Here is a 15986-nt window from a genome sequence, read left to right on the forward strand (position 1 = left end):
CGTATCTCCCTGAATTATGCCTGATGAGTCTCATCCTGCCGGGACGCCGCCGTAAACTCAACCCTTTCATTGTCAGGGAGAAGTCCACGCCAGCCAAACTGTGTCAGCGCCTGCATCCAGGTTTCATCCAACCCGGCCTGAATCATCAACGGCTGTCCGGTGAAGGGGTGCGTCAGTTCAAGCCGACTGGCATGAAGCATCAGGCGACGACAGGCAAAATGCTCTGCGGCGCTGCGGTTTTGTCGCAAATCGCCATGCTTGCTGTCGCCGATGATAGGATGACGCAGATGCGCCAGATGACGACGAAGCTGGTGCTTGCGTCCCGTTTTTGGTTCCAGCTCAACCAGACCATAACGCGTGGTGGGATAACGTCCGGTCGGCACCGCCATTTCGACCGTCGCCAGTCCGCGATACTGCGTTACAGCCGGCTGGGGCGCTTTATCCTCGCGGGCGAATTTATCAGCAATTTTATCGCGCTCTTCCACCAGTGGATAATCCAGTACTGCGTCATCCATCAGCCAGCCGCGCACAATGGCATGGTAGCGTTTACGGATGTGGTGCTGCTCGAACTGCTGCGCCAGACGGCGTCCCGCTTCGCTGGACAGCCCCATTAACAGTACGCCCGACGTGGGTCTGTCGAGACGGTGGGCGGTAAAAACATGCTGGCCGATTTGGTCGCGCACCGTTTGCATGACCACGACTTTTTCGTCGCGATCCAGCCAGCTCCGGTGAACAAGCCAGCCTGCGGGTTTATTCACGGCAACCAGCCACTGGTCTTGATAGAGGATCTCCAGCATCAGGATTTATCGCGGACGAATAGCGCATCCAGATCCTGCAAAACCGCCAGGATCGCCTCCCTCTGCGGATGATCCGCCGCCAGCGCCATTTCATAATAAGGGGCGACGGCAAACGCCTCGGGCAGTGGCTGCGCATTATCAAGTAGGGTATGCATACGTGGGATCAATACCCATTGCAGCCATTCCAGCGGTTCCATGGTATCCATAAAAAATGGTTGGGTGCTGGTAAACAGGTGCGCCTGCGGCGCATCCAGCCGCCAGTGGCGATGCTCGCGCAGCAGCGTTTCAAGCGCATGTAACTGCTGACGCACACGGTCATGAGTCGTCATGTTAAAAACCTCAATGATGAAAATCTGGCGCGAAGAATAACAAAAAAAAAGGGAGCACTGTATAAACAGTGCTCCCGGTTCGTTTCGCAGCATTCCAGCTACTTTTCGTGCTCCCTGCTCATCCGTGACAACTTTTCCTGTGACCTTACGGCCTGTTCATCCTGAACGTTTGCATCCTGCGCACATCGCCCGATGTGATAGCTTCTTCCTGAAGCGTCCCTGGTCATCCAGACCCGCCGAACATCCTGATCGGCTCTCGTTCTCCGTCCTGGAGGTGTCCTTTAACGCATCCTGCGCTTTCCACTTTGCTTCATCCTGAAGCCTTTCCTTGTAACACCATCCTGGCGTGTCCTGCTGAAGCGTCATCATCCTGACGTTCGCTTCGTTGTACGACTCCCTGTCGACGAAGATAGAATCGCCTGTTTCACCTTGTCTTACAAGACACCTACAGACAATACCTTAAGTAAATTTTCATATGAAAGTGCGCAAAAACATTTTAACAGGTTGTTTTATATAGACTTACATAAGAAAACGGGACTCAGTATCCGCTGATATCCTGGCGATCTCCTACAGACTTTGTAAGAGATCTCTCACACCTGTTAGGGCAAACGATTACAGAAGAGGATTAAGTTGCGTAAGGAATTCCGCAAGCGTTGCGGCAAGAACGGTACGATTGCGGGTGCCCAGCGTTTCTTTAATCACCTCGCCGGACAGATTACAGACCGAAATGACCTCAAGCTCATTTTCCTGCGTCGCAATAAAAAGCGTGGGAGGAAGCTTGAGCCGCTTTTGCGTGACCAGGTGGCCTATCAGATTTTCCTGCACGCGCCGAAAGTCATCCTGACTCCAGGTTTGCAGTAGCGTAAGCTTTTCATCCGCGAACTGCGCGGGCATGTCGCCAGCAAACTGCGTGGTGTAAAACGCGTGGAGCGCAGGTTGTACCATAATATCGAAGGCGCGTTCAACCGCGTTTACATTTTCTTCGCCTTCAAAAGGTTGCGGCTGCCAGTAAACGGCATCGCGGGTTGAAGAAATAATGCACGGAGAAGGTACGCCATACAGTTCTTCGCTCAACGGCCAGCTACCGTGTTTTTCTTGCCACGCGTCGCAGTAACGCGTCGTAAAGGCTTTCAATGCCTGCGCTGTCAGTTCGTCCACCAGTTTCTCTCTTCATAAAAGCCAGGATACACTTGGCGCATAGTGTATCTGGTTTATGACGGTGAAACATGTCTTCTTATGAAAACCATCAGGCTCTCGATGGCCTGACTCTCGGAAAATCAACGGATTACCGGGACAATTATGACGCCAGCCTGCTGCAGGGCGTACCGCGCAGTTTGAATCGCGACCCGCTCGGATTAACAGCCGATAATTTGCCGTTCCACGGCGCGGATATCTGGACGTTGTATGAACTTTCCTGGCTTAACAGCCGTGGTCTTCCGCAGGTCGCCGTCGGGCATGTCGAACTGGATTACACCAGCGTTAATTTAATCGAATCCAAAAGCTTTAAACTGTATCTGAACAGCTTTAACCAGACGCGCTTTGACACCTGGGAGACGGTGCGCCAGACGCTGGAGCGCGATCTGCGCGCCTGCGCGCAGGGCAACGTTAGCGTGAGGCTTCATCGTCTTGATGAGCTGGAAGGACAGCCTGTCGCCCATTTCCACGGCACCTGTATTGACGATCAGGATATCAGTATCGACAACTACCAGTTTACTACCGACTATCTGCAACATGCGGTCAGCGGCGAGAAGCAAGTAGAGGAGACGCTGGTCAGTCATCTGCTGAAATCCAACTGCCTGATCACCCACCAACCGGACTGGGGCTCAATACAAATTCAGTATCGCGGGCGCAAAATCGACAGGGAAAAACTGCTGCGTTATCTGGTCTCCTTCCGTCACCATAATGAATTTCACGAGCAGTGCGTAGAGCGTATTTTTAATGACATTCTGCGCTTCTGTCAGCCGGAAACGTTAAGCGTTTATGCGCGCTATACCCGCCGCGGCGGGCTGGACATTAATCCCTGGCGCAGCAATGCCGATTTTGTGCCCGCCACGGGCAGGCTGGCGCGTCAGTAATCTTTTTTGTCAATTTTGCGTGCCGGATTGCGCATGTAAGGTTGTGAAAGGTCATCAGCCAGGGCTATTGTAATCAACAGGGAATGGCGTGTTGCGTCCCATAAGGAGTTTACTTGATTACACATATTAGCCCGCTTGGCTCAATGGATATGTTGTCGCAACTGGAAGTGGACATGCTGAAACGCACGGCCAGTAGCGACCTGTATCAACTGTTTCGTAACTGTTCACTTGCCGTTCTTAACTCCGGCAGCCTGACCGACAACAGCAAAGAGCTGCTGTCCCGCTTTGAAAATTTCGATATTAACGTGCTGCGCCGCGAGCGCGGCGTGAAGCTGGAATTGATTAATCCGCCTGAAGACGCCTTTGTTGACGGGCGGATTATTCGTGCGCTACAGGCTAACCTGTTCGCGGTGCTGCGCGACATTCTCTTTGTGAATGGGCAGATCCATAATGCCGGTCGTTTCCAGCATCTGGATCTTGAAAGCTCAACACATATCACCAATCTGGTGTTCTCCATTTTGCGCAACGCCCGGGCGCTGCACGTCGGCGAAGCGCCAAACATGGTGGTATGCTGGGGCGGCCACTCAATTAACGAAAACGAGTACCTGTATGCCCGTCGCGTCGGCACACAGTTGGGATTACGCGAGCTGAACATCTGCACCGGCTGCGGCCCTGGGGCGATGGAAGCCCCCATGAAGGGCGCGGCGGTCGGTCACGCGCAGCAGCGTTATAAAGACAGCCGCTTTATCGGCATGACTGAACCTTCCATTATTGCGGCTGAACCGCCTAACCCGCTGGTGAACGAACTGATCATCATGCCGGATATCGAAAAACGCCTGGAAGCGTTCGTCCGTATCGCACACGGTATCATCATCTTCCCGGGCGGCGTGGGTACGGCGGAAGAGCTGCTTTATTTGCTGGGGATTCTGATGAATCCAGCCAATAAAAATCAGGTGCTGCCGCTGATCCTGACCGGACCAAAAGAGAGCGCCGATTACTTCCGCGTGCTGGATGAGTTTATTACCCATACGCTGGGCGAAGCGGCCCGCCGTCATTACCGCATCATCATTGACGATGCGGCGGAGGTAGCGCGGCTGATGAAGAAAGCGATGCCGCAAGTGAAAGAGAATCGCCGCGATACCGGCGACGCCTATAGTTTTAACTGGTCGATGCGTATTGCACCGGATCTGCAGGTGCCGTTTGAGCCGTCGCATGAGAATATGGCCAACCTGAAACTGTACCCGGATCAGCCGGTTGAGATTCTGGCGGCGGATCTGCGACGCGCCTTCTCCGGTATTGTCGCGGGGAACGTGAAGGAGGTCGGGATACGCGCCATTGAAGCTAATGGTCCGTATAAAATCCACGGCGATCGAGAGATGATGCGTCGCATGGACGATCTGCTGCAGGGATTCGTCGCGCAGCATCGTATGAAATTGCCAGGTTCCGCCTACATCCCCTGTTACGAGATCTGCGCTTAGCGCTTATGCCCGGTTGCCGCCAGCAGCCGGGCGCTTCCCCCATTCCTTTCATTGCGGTATGGCGATTAACGTATGCCTTCATTTTTTATGATGATCATCAGAGGCATAGCCCGCATTGTTTTATAAACACCATTTATAATTCACCATAAATAGATTGCCAGGCAAACGTTTACCTCACTCCTCTTACCGTGATTTATCGGTTCAAACTCTTATTCTTCGCCAGAATTCACTAAAAACCTTGATTTTTATAGTCAAACCTCCGTATCTTGCGCCCCAATCTTTCCGGCCTTATATCGTTAATGGTAGCCTTCGCGCCCGGAAATTCGTTATGACGTTTTTTTAATAGATTAATGGTCCAAATTTATCCATGTAAGAAGCGGATTATTGCATTTGAGATCGGGATCACTGATAGATTCATCACTTAAATGTATCTTTCCGCCCGAAAATTATTACGGCGAAAAATTATATAAAAAGCGTCCCTAAGCAGATTTCATTTTACGATCAGGTCTTTTTTCATTGGATTAGACCAGCAACCTGATTTTTAGCATCCTCCAGGAGAAATAGATGGAAACCACTCAGACCAGCACGATTGCTTCGATTGACTCTCGAAGCGCATGGCGCAAAACGGATACCATGTGGATGCTGGGCCTTTACGGCACGGCTATCGGCGCGGGCGTTCTGTTCCTGCCGATCAACGCAGGCGTCGGCGGCATGATTCCGCTTATCATCATGGCGATTCTCGCTTTCCCGATGACCTTTTTCGCACACCGTGGTTTAACCCGCTTCGTGCTGTCCGGTAAAAACCCGGGTGAAGACATCACTGAAGTCGTTGAGGAACACTTCGGTATCGGCGCAGGTAAACTGATTACCCTGCTCTACTTCTTCGCGATTTACCCCATCCTGCTGGTTTACAGCGTGGCGATTACTAATACCGTGGAAAGCTTCCTGACCCACCAGTTAGCGATTAATCCGCCGCCGCGGGCGATTCTTTCCCTGATCCTGATTGTTGGCATGATGACCATCGTGCGCTTCGGCGAGCAAATGATCGTTAAGGCGATGAGTATCCTGGTATTCCCGTTCGTCGCTGCGCTGATGCTGCTGGCCTTGTACCTGATCCCGCAGTGGAACGGCGCGGCGCTGGAAACGCTGTCCTTTGATTCCGCCGCGTCTACCGGTAACGGTCTGTGGATGACGCTGTGGCTGGCGATTCCGGTGATGGTTTTCTCTTTCAACCACTCCCCGATCATCTCCTCCTTCGCGGTTGCGAAGCGTGAAGAGTACGGTGAAGGCGCTGAGAAGAAATGTTCTAAAATTCTGGCCTTCGCCCACATCATGATGGTGCTAACCGTGATGTTCTTCGTCTTCAGTTGCGTGCTGAGCCTGACGCCGGCAGATCTGGCGGCAGCAAAAGAGCAGAACATCTCTATTCTGTCTTACCTGGCGAACCACTTTAACGCGCCGATCATCGCCTGGATGGCGCCGATCATTGCGATGATTGCTATCACCAAATCCTTCCTCGGCCACTACCTGGGCGCGCGTGAAGGCTTTAACGGTATGGTGATTAAATCGCTGCGTGGTAAAGGTAAATCCATCGAAATCAACAAACTGAATAAAATTACCGCGCTGTTCATGCTGGTCACCACCTGGATTGTGGCGACGCTGAACCCCAGCATCCTGGGCATGATTGAAACCCTGGGCGGCCCGATCATCGCGATGATTCTGTTCCTGATGCCGATGTATGCCATCCAGAAAGTACCGGCAATGCGTAAGTACAGCGGTCATATCAGCAACGTATTCGTTGTGATTATGGGCCTGATTGCCATCTCCGCTATTTTCTACTCACTGTTCAGCTAAGTCCTTTAGCGCCGCTTACCGCGGCGCTTCTCTATGATACAACCGCAATGGATGCCCTATGATTAGCGTATTCGATATTTTTAAAATCGGCATTGGCCCTTCCAGTTCTCACACCGTCGGACCAATGAAAGCAGGCAAGCAGTTCACGGACGATCTGATTGCCCGCCATATCCTTACAGATGTCACCCGCGTCGTGGTGGATGTCTACGGCTCTCTGTCATTGACGGGTAAAGGCCACCACACTGATATCGCCATTATTATGGGCCTGGCGGGGAATCTGCCGGACACCGTCGATATCGACGCCATTCCGTCCTTTATCCAGGATGTGAACACCCATGGGCGTTTACTACTGGCCAATGGGCAGCATGAAGTCGAATTTCCGGTCGATAAGTGCATGAATTTCCACGCCGACAACCTGTCTCTGCATGAAAACGGGATGCGTATTACCGCGCTGGCGGGCGATAAGGTGCTCTACAGCCAAACCTACTACTCCATTGGCGGCGGCTTTATCGTCGATGAAGAGCACTTTGGTTTGACGAATAGCGAACCTGTTAACGTGCCGTACCCTTACAAAACCGCCGCGGATTTACAGCGCCACTGCCAGGAGACGGGTCTGTCGCTCTCCGGTCTGATGATGCAAAACGAACTGGCCCTGCACAGTAAAGAAGCGCTGGAGCAGCACTTCGCCAGGGTCTGGGAGGTAATGCGCAGCGGTATCGAGCGCGGTATCACCACCGAGGGCGTATTGCCGGGCAAACTGCGCGTTCCGCGTCGCGCGGCGGCGCTGCGTCGGGTGCTGGTCAGTCAGGATAAGACCACCACCGATCCGATGGCGGTCGTCGACTGGATCAATATGTTCGCGCTGGCGGTGAACGAAGAGAATGCCGCAGGCGGACGAGTAGTCACTGCGCCGACTAACGGCGCATGTGGTATTGTTCCGGCGGTGCTGGCGTACTATGACAAGTTTATCCGCGAAGTAAATGCTAACTCACTTGCTCGCTATATGCTGGTCGCCAGCGCGATTGGCTCGCTGTATAAGATGAACGCCTCTATTTCCGGCGCCGAAGTGGGTTGTCAGGGAGAGGTCGGCGTGGCCTGTTCCATGGCGGCAGCGGGTCTGGCCGAGCTGCTGGGCGGTAGTCCGGCGCAGGTGTGTATCGCCGCAGAAATCGCCATGGAGCATAATCTGGGGTTAACTTGCGATCCGGTTGCCGGTCAGGTACAGGTTCCCTGCATTGAGCGTAACGCGATTGCTTCAGTCAAAGCAGTCAACGCCGCGCGTATGGCGCTGCGCCGTACCAGCGAACCGCGTGTATGCCTCGATAAAGTGATTGAGACCATGTACGAAACCGGTAAAGACATGAACGCTAAGTACCGCGAAACTTCGCGCGGCGGCCTGGCGATGAAGATCGTTACCTGCGATTAATTCTCAGCACATTTTAGGATCTGTAGGCCGGATAAGGCGCTCGTCGCCATCCGGCTTTGTTGCCTGATGTCGCTTCGCTTATCAGGCCTACGGATAGCGCTATTTCGCAATGCTCGCCTCCCCCCGCCGTGAATGTTACCCTACGCGCAGGTTTGTAAGGGAGAACACCGTGGCTGCTCATCTGCTTATCGTCGACGCGCTCAATTTGATTCGCCGTATTCACGCCGTTCAGGGATCGCCCTGTGTGGAAACCTGCCAACACGCGCTCGATCAATTGATTATCCACAGCCAGCCAACCCATGCCGTAGCGGTATTTGATGACGACGCGCGCAGCAGCGGCTGGCGTCACCAGCGTTTGCCGGACTACAAAGCAGGACGTCCGCCGATGCCTGACGATTTACATAATGAAATGCCCGCCCTACGCGCCGCGTTTGAACAGCGCGGCGTACGCTGTTGGGCATCAGATGGTAATGAAGCGGACGATCTGGCGGCGACGCTGGCGCTAAAAGTTACCGAAGCCGGACACCAGGCAACCATTGTGTCAACCGATAAAGGCTATTGCCAGTTGCTCTCTCCGGGATTGCGCATTCGCGACTACTTCCAGAAACGCTGGCTGGACGCGCCGTTTATTGAAAAAGAGTTTGGCGTACTTCCCCGACAGTTGCCGGATTACTGGGGTCTGGCAGGAATCAGCAGTTCGAAAGTCCCCGGCGTTGCCGGTATCGGCCCCAAAAGCGCGACCCAGCTATTGATTCAGTTTCAAAATCTGGAGGGAATTTACGCCCATCTGGACGAGGTGCCGGAAAAGTGGCGCAAAAAGCTTGAGATGCATAAAGAAATGGCATTTCTCTGCCGCGATATTGCACGTCTGCAAACCGATTTACATATCGACGGAAACTTACAGCAGCTACGGCTGGCGCGGTAGTTTTGTTGCCGGATGGCGGCGTGAACGCCTTATCCTGCCTACAGGACTGCACGAAATGTAGAGCGGATAAGCGCAGCGCCATCCGGCAAAATTACCAGGCGATATGATACAGTTCGACAATGTCCGCCAGACTCGCTTCACGCGGATTGCCGCCCGTACAGACATCATCGAACGCCGCCTGCGCCAGCGCCGGGATATCCTCTTTTCGAACGCCGACATCACGCAAATGCAGCGGAATTCCCACATCGCGATTTAACGCAAATACGGCTTCCACTGCGGCATTACGCGCCTCTTCAAGGCTCAATCCTTCTACCTTCACCCCCATCGCCCGGGCGATATCACGGAATTTCTCGTTGGTAGACCCGGCATTGAAACGCATCACATGCGGAAGCAAAATAGCATTCGCGACGCCGTGCGGCGTGTTGTAAAACGCGCCCAGCGGATGCGCCATCCCATGCACCAGTCCCAGCCCCACATTGGAAAACCCCATCCCGGCAACGTATTGCCCCAGCGCCATCGCCTCACCGGCCTCTTTTTCTCCGGCTACGGCGCCGCGCAGCGCGCCAGCAATAATCTCAATGGCTTTGATATGTAATGCATCCGTCAGCGCCCATGCGGCCCGGGTAATATAGCCTTCAATAGCATGGGTTAGCGCATCCACGCCCGTTGCCGCTTTCAGCGCGGGCGGCATACCGTCCATCATATCGGCATCGATAAATGCCGCCTGCGGAATATCATGTGGATCGACACAAACGAATTTGCGCCGTTTCTCTTCATCGGTAATCACATAATTGATAGTGACTTCCGCCGCGGTTCCCGCCGTTGTCGGGATCGCCATAATCGGCACGCTGGGTTTACGGGTCGGCGATAGCCCTTCCAGACTGCGCACATCGGCAAATTCCGGATTGTTACTGATAATACCGATCGCTTTGCAGGTATCCTGCGGAGAACCGCCGCCAATGGCGATGAGATAGTCCGCGCCGCTTTGGGTAAAGACCTTAAGCCCTTCCTGGACAACGGAAATCGTAGGATTAGGGATCACGCCCGCATAGATTTCCCACGCCAGCCCTGCGGCATCCATTCTGCTTGTCACTTTATCGACCACACCGCATTGCACCAGCGTTTTATCCGTAACAATCAGCGCTTTATGATAACCGCGGCGCGTCACCTCATCGGTTAATGCGTCCACCGCTCCCCGGCCAAACCATGCCGTTTCATTCAGAATCATTCTGTTCGCCATCGCCTGTCTCCTGACATCACTCTTCAATACGTAATCCGTAAGTTTTAAATTTCTCCAGTACGATAGCGATCGCCTCGTCATCCAGTACCGGTACCGGATCGACAATGGCCAGCGTACTTAAATAGAGCTGCGCCAGCACTTCCACTTCATGCGCCAGCCACAACGCTTTGTCTAAATTTTCTTCACAAGCGATAAGCCCGTGATGCTGTAACAGTGTCGCTTTACGATTTTTAAGCGCCACGGCAACATAGTCAGAAAGTTCGCGGGTGCCAAAAGTGGCGTAGGGCGCGCAGGGAATAGAGTTTCCCCCTGCGGCGGCAATCATGTAGTGAATTGCCGGAATCGGGCGATTCAGGATCGAGACTGCCGTACAATGGACAGCGTGGTTATGTACCACAGCATTGGCGTCAGGGCGCGTCTGGTATGCCGCCATATGAAAACGCCACTCGCTGGAAGGCAGCTTGCCCTGCTCATGCTGACCGTCAGCATCAATAAAAACAATGTGCGACTCTGTCAGCTTCTCGTAGGGGATCCCCGTCGGCGTAATCAGCATTCCGCCCTGATAACGTACGCTCACGTTACCTGCCGTCCCCTGATTTAACCCTAACCGCGTCATTTCCAGACAGGTATCAATAATCTGCCGCGCCAGTCTATTTCGTTCCATTATTTACCTCTCTCTGTGATTCAAAATGAGACAACAAAACCGCCTTTCGCATCGCGCTGCTGTCCTGTTGAAATAATCGAATAGTTAGCAACTATCATCATACTGAATAAAGAGAAGGGAATTTAAATAACGATATTTTGTGATTCACATCAATTAATTCGCCACGATAAACCAGACGACTACCGTTTCTCTCGCCGATAAATGCCCGCTCTTAATAATATTTTTTAAAACGGGCAAAGATGAAGAATAAGTTACTACTGCCCGTTTTCGTGGCAATAATTTAATTCGGGCATTCAGTCTGTGGTTTTTTAAATTAAACATCTCAAACGGTCATTTTTTTATGAAAATTAAAGTGATGATAATCACAGAACGCTCTGCTCTCAGGTATAAATGTGACCGCCATCATATTAAAAGGCCTTTTTTATTTGAAAATGAATCCATGAGTTCATTCCGGACGCCAATTTATTACCGGTAAGAAAAGCGAACTCACCTAATTTTACGGTCTGGTGACCAGAACCGACCGCACGCAAAAGCTTCTGAACCGATGAGGATGCTATGGGAAACACAACAATACAAACGCAGAGTTTTCGTGCTGTGGATGCAGAGCAAAGCAAGAGCAAGCGCTACATTATTCCATTCGCCTTACTTTGCTCGCTATTTTTTCTGTGGGCCGTCGCCAATAATCTGAATGACATTTTATTACCGCAGTTTCAACAAGCTTTTACGCTAACTAACTTTCAGGCTGGGCTTATTCAGTCAGCGTTTTATTTCGGTTATTTCGTCATTCCAATCCCCGCTGGGATTTTGATGAAAAAACTCAGTTATAAAGCAGGGATTATCACCGGGCTTTTTTTGTATGCTGTTGGCGCCGCATTATTCTGGCCTGCCGCCGAGATAATGAATTACACATTATTTTTAATTGGCCTGTTTATCATCGCCGCCGGTTTAGGCTGCCTTGAAACTGCAGCCAACCCTTTTGTTACGGTATTAGGTCCAGAAAGCGGCGGACATTTCCGGCTTAATCTGGCGCAAACTTTTAACTCCTTTGGCGCTATTATCGCCGTTGTGTTTGGGCAAAGCCTTATTTTGTCTAACGTGCCGCATCAATCGCAAGAAGCGCTTGATAAAATGACGCCGGATCAGCTTAGCGCCTATAAACACAGCCTGGTGTTATCGGTACAAACGCCATACATGATTATCGTCGCCATCGTATTAGTAGTTGCGCTGCTGATTATGCTGACCAAATTTCCGGCCCTGCAAAGTGACGATCATAGCGATGCTAAACAAAGCTCTTTCTTATCTTCTCTCTCCCGACTCATCCGTATCCGCCACTGGCGCTGGGCGGTGCTGGCGCAGTTCTGCTACGTGGGGGCGCAAACCGCCTGCTGGAGCTATCTGATCCGCTACGCCATTGAGGAGATCCCTGGAATGACGCCCGGTTTCGCCGCCAATTACCTGACCGGCACGATGGTGTGCTTCTTTATCGGCCGTTTCACCGGGACCTGGCTTATCAGCCGCTTCGCTCCGCATAAAGTGCTGGCCGCCTACGCCCTGTTTGCCATGCTCCTGTGTCTGATTTCCGCCTTTAGCGGCGGACATATCGGCCTGCTGGCGCTGACGTTGTGTAGCGCATTTATGTCAATCCAGTACCCAACCATCTTCTCGCTGGGTATCAAAAATCTGGGACAGGACACTAAGTACGGCTCGTCTTTTATCGTCATGACCATTATTGGCGGCGGTATTGTCACGCCAGTAATGGGCTTCGTTAGCGACGCCGCAGGCAAAATCCCGACCGCCGAACTGGTTCCGGCATTGTGCTTTGCCGTCATCTTCATTTTTGCCCGTTTCCGTTCACAAGCGGCGACAAACTGAACATTTATCCGAATAACGTGAGGAATCTGTCATGAAAAAAATCAGCTTACCGAAAATCGGTATCCGCCCGGTGATTGATGGACGTCGTATGGGCGTACGCGAGTCGCTCGAAGAGCAAACCATGAACATGGCGAAAGCGACGGCGGCGCTCATTACCGAGAAAATCCGCCACGCCTGTGGGACACAGGTGGAGTGCGTCATTGCGGATACCTGTATTGCCGGAATGGCGGAATCCGCCGCCTGTGAAGAAAAATTCAGTAGCCAGAACGTGGGCGTGACCATTACCGTTACGCCGTGCTGGTGCTATGGCAGTGAAACCATTGATATGGACCCGATGCGTCCAAAAGCCATCTGGGGCTTTAACGGCACAGAGCGTCCCGGGGCGGTTTACCTTGCCGCAGCGCTGGCGGCGCACAGCCAGAAAGGCATTCCGGCGTTCTCCATTTATGGCCATGACGTGCAGGATGCCGACGATACCTCCATTCCCGCCGACGTCGAAGAAAAACTGCTGCGTTTTGCGCGGGCAGGGTTAGCGGTTGCCAGTATGAAAGGCAAAAGCTACCTCTCCGTCGGCGGCGTGTCGATGGGGATCGCGGGTTCCATTGTCGATCATAATTTCTTTGAATCCTGGCTGGGCATGAAGGTGCAAGCGGTAGATATGACCGAACTGCGCCGCCGTATCGATCAAAAAATTTATGATGAGGCCGAACTGGAGATGGCGCTGGCGTGGGCGGATAAAAACTTCCGCTACGGCGAAGATCAAAACGCCTCGCAGTATAAGCGCAATGAAGCCCAGAACCGCGCGGTGTTAAAAGAGAGCCTGCTGATGGCGATGTGTATTCGCGACATGATGCAGGGCAACAAGACGCTGGCGGACAAAGGGTTAGTTGAAGAATCGCTGGGCTACAACGCCATTGCCGCCGGCTTCCAGGGCCAGCGCCACTGGACCGATCAATACCCGAACGGCGATACCGCCGAAGCGCTGCTCAATAGTTCTTTTGACTGGAACGGCGTACGCGAACCGTTTGTCGTCGCCACCGAAAATGACAGTCTGAACGGCGTAGCGATGCTGTTCGGCCATCAACTCACTGGTACCGCGCAGATCTTCGCCGACGTGCGAACCTACTGGTCGCCGGAAGCCGTAGAACGCGTCACCGGCCAGGCGCTTAGCGGACTGGCGGAGCATGGCATTATTCACCTGATTAACTCCGGTTCTGCCGCTCTGGACGGTGCCTGTAAACAGCGCGACAGCGAAGGCAAGCCGACTATGAAACCGCACTGGGAAATCAGCCAACAAGAGGCGGATGCGTGTCTGGCGGCCACCGAATGGTGCCCGGCGATTCACGAATACTTCCGCGGCGGCGGCTACTCATCCCGTTTCCTGACCGAAGGCGGCGTGCCATTCACCATGACCCGCGTGAATATCATCAAAGGCCTGGGGCCAGTACTGCAAATCGCCGAGGGCTGGAGCGTCGAACTGCCGAAAGCGATGCACGATCAGCTCGATGCCCGCACCAACTCTACCTGGCCTACCACCTGGTTTGCGCCGCGTCTTACCGGCAAAGGCCCGTTTACCGATGTCTATTCGGTGATGGCGAACTGGGGCGCTAACCACGGCGTACTCACCATCGGCCATGTAGGGGCGGACTTTATTACTCTCGCCGCGATGCTGCGTATCCCGGTATGTATGCACAACGTGGAGGAGGCGAAGATCTACCGTCCTTCCGCCTGGGCGGCTCACGGTATGGATATCGAAGGCCAGGATTATCGTGCCTGCCAGAATTATGGCCCGCTGTATAAACGTTAATGCGGCTTAGCCCGGTGGCGCAGGCTTACCGGGCCTACGGGCGCGTGAACCGTAGGCCGGATAAGCGTAGCGCCATCGGGCGGCGTTTATGGAGTTATCTATGAAACAAGACGTTATCCTGGTTCTCGACTGCGGTGCGACTAACGTTCGGGCGATCGCCGTTGATCGCCTGGGGAAAATTGTCGCCCGCGCCTCAACCGCTAACGCCAGCGACATTGCCGCAGAAAATAGCACCTGGCATCAGTGGTCGCTGGACGCCATCCTGCAACGTTTCGCCGACTGCTGCAGGTCACTCTCCAGCGCCCTGTCGGAGTGTGTTGTTCGCGGTATTACGGTGACTACGTTCGGCGTCGATGGCGCGCTGGTCGATGCGCAGGGTAAGCTGCTCTACCCGGTCATCAGTTGGAAATGCCCGCGAACCGCTGCCGTGATGGAAACGATTGAGCGCTCTATCTCGCCCCGGCAATTGCAGACGCTCTCCGGCGTCGGCGCGTTCAGCTTTAACACGCTGTATAAACTGGTCTGGCTTAAAGAGAATCATCCGCGCCTGCTGGAACAAGCTCACTGCTGGCTGTTTATCTCGTCGCTGATTAACCACCGTCTGACCGGCGAGTTTACGACCGATATCACTATGGCAGGCACCAGCCAGCTCCTGGATATCCATCAGCGCGACTTTAGTCCGGAAATCCTGCAGGCGACGGGCCTGGCGCGCCGCCTGTTCCCGCGTATCGTGGAAGCGGGCGCCCAGATAGGCACGCTACAGACAGACGCGGCCAGGCTACTCGGTCTCCCGGCGGGTGTGCCGGTGATCTCTGCCGGACACGATACTCAGTTCGCGTTATTCGGCGCTGGCGCGCAGCAAGGTGAACCGGTGCTCTCCTCAGGAACATGGGAGATTCTGATGGTGCGCAGCGGTCAGGTGGATACCTCGCTGCTCAGCCAGTATCCAGGCTCGACCTGTGAACTGGACAGTCAGTCGGGGCTTTATAACCCCGGAATGCAGTGGCTGGCCTCCGGCGTACTCGAATGGGTACGAAAACTGCTGTGGACGCCGGAAACGCCATGGCAAACGCTGATCGACGAAGCGCGCGCTATTCCCGCTGGCGCGGAAGGCGTGCGGATGCAGTGCGATCTGCTTGCCTGCCAAAATGCAGGCTGGCAGGGCGTGACGCTCAATACCACCCGCGGCCATTTCTATCGCGCCGCGCTGGAAGGCCTGACGGCGCAACTGCAACGTAATCTGCGCACGCTGGAGAAAATCGGCCATTTTAACACCACAGAACTGTTACTGGTTGGCGGCGGCAGTCGCAACGCTTTATGGAATCAAATTAAAGCGAATCAGCTTGCTCTCCCTATCAAGGTGCTGGACGACGCGGAAACCACCGTGGCCGGCGCTGCCATGTTTGGCTGGTACGGCGTAGGCGAATTTAATAGCCCGGAACAGGCGCGTGCGCAGGTCAATTATCAGTATCGCTATTTCTGGCCGCAAACCGAACCTGAAATTATTGAGGGAGTATGA

Annotated in this window: 13 protein-coding genes; 8 read left to right on the forward strand and 5 right to left on the reverse strand. The window is 53.7% G+C overall.

Annotation, left to right across the window (positions count from 1 at the left end; translation table 11 throughout):
- Nucleotides 1-14: 14 nt before the first annotated feature.
- The 3 genes from truC to syd form a co-directional block, all read right to left on the reverse strand.
- On the reverse strand, nt 15-797 hold the full coding sequence (gene truC / locus J4614_RS13860) for a tRNA pseudouridine(65) synthase TruC (RefSeq protein WP_000890034.1): 783 nt from the start codon (nt 795-797) through the stop codon (nt 15-17).
- Entirely contained in the window at nt 797-1126 is a 330-nt protein-coding gene (locus J4614_RS13865; RefSeq protein WP_000207010.1) for a YqcC family protein, read from the reverse strand. The genes truC and J4614_RS13865 overlap by 1 nt, the downstream gene beginning before the upstream one ends.
- Nucleotides 1127-1738: 612 nt before the next feature.
- Nucleotides 1739-2284, reverse strand: coding sequence for a SecY-interacting protein (gene syd / locus J4614_RS13870; protein ID WP_000343990.1), 546 nt, complete (start codon nt 2282-2284; stop codon nt 1739-1741).
- 68 nt (nt 2285-2352) lie between these two features.
- Here syd and queF point away from each other — a divergent pair, with 68 nt between their 5' ends.
- From queF to xni, 5 genes are all read left to right on the forward strand, one after another.
- On the forward strand, nt 2353-3201 hold the full coding sequence (gene queF / locus J4614_RS13875) for an NADPH-dependent 7-cyano-7-deazaguanine reductase QueF (protein WP_000100465.1): 849 nt from the start codon (nt 2353-2355) through the stop codon (nt 3199-3201).
- Nucleotides 3202-3314: 113 nt separating this feature from the next.
- The gene (gene ppnN / locus J4614_RS13880; protein WP_000627973.1) at nt 3315-4679 is read left to right on the forward strand and encodes a nucleotide 5'-monophosphate nucleosidase PpnN; all 1365 of its coding nucleotides are present in this window, start codon (nt 3315-3317) and stop codon (nt 4677-4679) included.
- Between the two features lie 564 nt (nt 4680-5243).
- Nucleotides 5244-6533, forward strand: a complete 1290-nt coding sequence (gene sdaC / locus J4614_RS13885) for an HAAAP family serine/threonine permease SdaC (protein ID WP_000450462.1) — start codon at nt 5244-5246, stop codon at nt 6531-6533.
- A 58-nt stretch (nt 6534-6591) separates the two neighbouring features.
- Nucleotides 6592-7959: an L-serine ammonia-lyase II gene (sdaB, locus tag J4614_RS13890; RefSeq protein ID WP_000626384.1), complete on the forward strand. Its 1368-nt coding sequence runs from the start codon at nt 6592-6594 to the stop codon at nt 7957-7959.
- Between the two features lie 169 nt (nt 7960-8128).
- Nucleotides 8129-8884, forward strand: coding sequence for a flap endonuclease Xni (gene xni, locus J4614_RS13895; RefSeq protein ID WP_001530269.1), 756 nt, complete (start codon nt 8129-8131; stop codon nt 8882-8884).
- Between the two features lie 91 nt (nt 8885-8975).
- On the opposite strand, the gene fucO is transcribed toward xni, so the two are convergent.
- The gene (gene fucO / locus J4614_RS13900; protein WP_000013562.1) at nt 8976-10124 is read right to left on the reverse strand and encodes a lactaldehyde reductase; all 1149 of its coding nucleotides are present in this window, start codon (nt 10122-10124) and stop codon (nt 8976-8978) included.
- Between the two features lie 16 nt (nt 10125-10140).
- The gene (fucA, locus tag J4614_RS13905) at nt 10141-10788 is read right to left on the reverse strand and encodes an L-fuculose-phosphate aldolase (RefSeq protein ID WP_000440831.1); all 648 of its coding nucleotides are present in this window, start codon (nt 10786-10788) and stop codon (nt 10141-10143) included.
- Between the two features lie 555 nt (nt 10789-11343).
- Between fucA and fucP the strand changes: the two genes are divergently transcribed.
- The 3 genes from fucP to fucK all read left to right on the forward strand — a co-directional run bounded on the left by fucP (nt 11344) and on the right by fucK (nt 15986).
- Nucleotides 11344-12660 carry an L-fucose:H+ symporter permease gene (gene fucP / locus J4614_RS13910; protein ID WP_000528622.1) on the forward strand — a complete coding sequence of 439 codons (1317 nt, stop codon included), beginning with the start codon at nt 11344-11346 and terminating at the stop codon, nt 12658-12660.
- Between the two features lie 31 nt (nt 12661-12691).
- Entirely contained in the window at nt 12692-14467 is a 1776-nt protein-coding gene (gene fucI / locus J4614_RS13915) for an L-fucose isomerase (protein ID WP_000724131.1), read from the forward strand.
- Nucleotides 14468-14567: 100 nt separating this feature from the next.
- Entirely contained in the window at nt 14568-15986 is a 1419-nt protein-coding gene (gene fucK / locus J4614_RS13920) for an L-fuculokinase (RefSeq protein WP_208293213.1), read from the forward strand.

Source organism: Salmonella sp. 32031103-2018-00083-FB-01-SM-01 (assembly GCF_017571995.1).
Taxonomy (GTDB): Bacteria; Pseudomonadota; Gammaproteobacteria; order Enterobacterales; family Enterobacteriaceae; genus Salmonella; species Salmonella enterica.

What these genes read in the sequence shown, in the direction of transcription:
- fucP (WP_000528622.1), top strand. Translation starts at nt 11,344, where the DNA reads ATGGGAAACACAACAATACAAACGCAGAGTTTTCGTGCTGTGGATGCA.
- fucI (WP_000724131.1), top strand. Translation starts at nt 12,692, where the DNA reads ATGAAAAAAATCAGCTTACCGAAAATCGGTATCCGCCCGGTGATTGAT.
- sdaB (WP_000626384.1), top strand. Translation starts at nt 6,592, where the DNA reads ATGATTAGCGTATTCGATATTTTTAAAATCGGCATTGGCCCTTCCAGT.
- fucK (WP_208293213.1), top strand. Translation starts at nt 14,568, where the DNA reads ATGAAACAAGACGTTATCCTGGTTCTCGACTGCGGTGCGACTAACGTT.
- fucA (WP_000440831.1), bottom strand. Translation starts at nt 10,788, where the DNA reads ATGGAACGAAATAGACTGGCGCGGCAGATTATTGATACCTGTCTGGAA.
- J4614_RS13865 (WP_000207010.1), bottom strand. Translation starts at nt 1,126, where the DNA reads ATGACGACTCATGACCGTGTGCGTCAGCAGTTACATGCGCTTGAAACG.
- truC (WP_000890034.1), bottom strand. Translation starts at nt 797, where the DNA reads ATGCTGGAGATCCTCTATCAAGACCAGTGGCTGGTTGCCGTGAATAAA.
- queF (WP_000100465.1), top strand. Translation starts at nt 2,353, where the DNA reads ATGTCTTCTTATGAAAACCATCAGGCTCTCGATGGCCTGACTCTCGGA.
- fucO (WP_000013562.1), bottom strand. Translation starts at nt 10,124, where the DNA reads ATGGCGAACAGAATGATTCTGAATGAAACGGCATGGTTTGGCCGGGGA.
- sdaC (WP_000450462.1), top strand. Translation starts at nt 5,244, where the DNA reads ATGGAAACCACTCAGACCAGCACGATTGCTTCGATTGACTCTCGAAGC.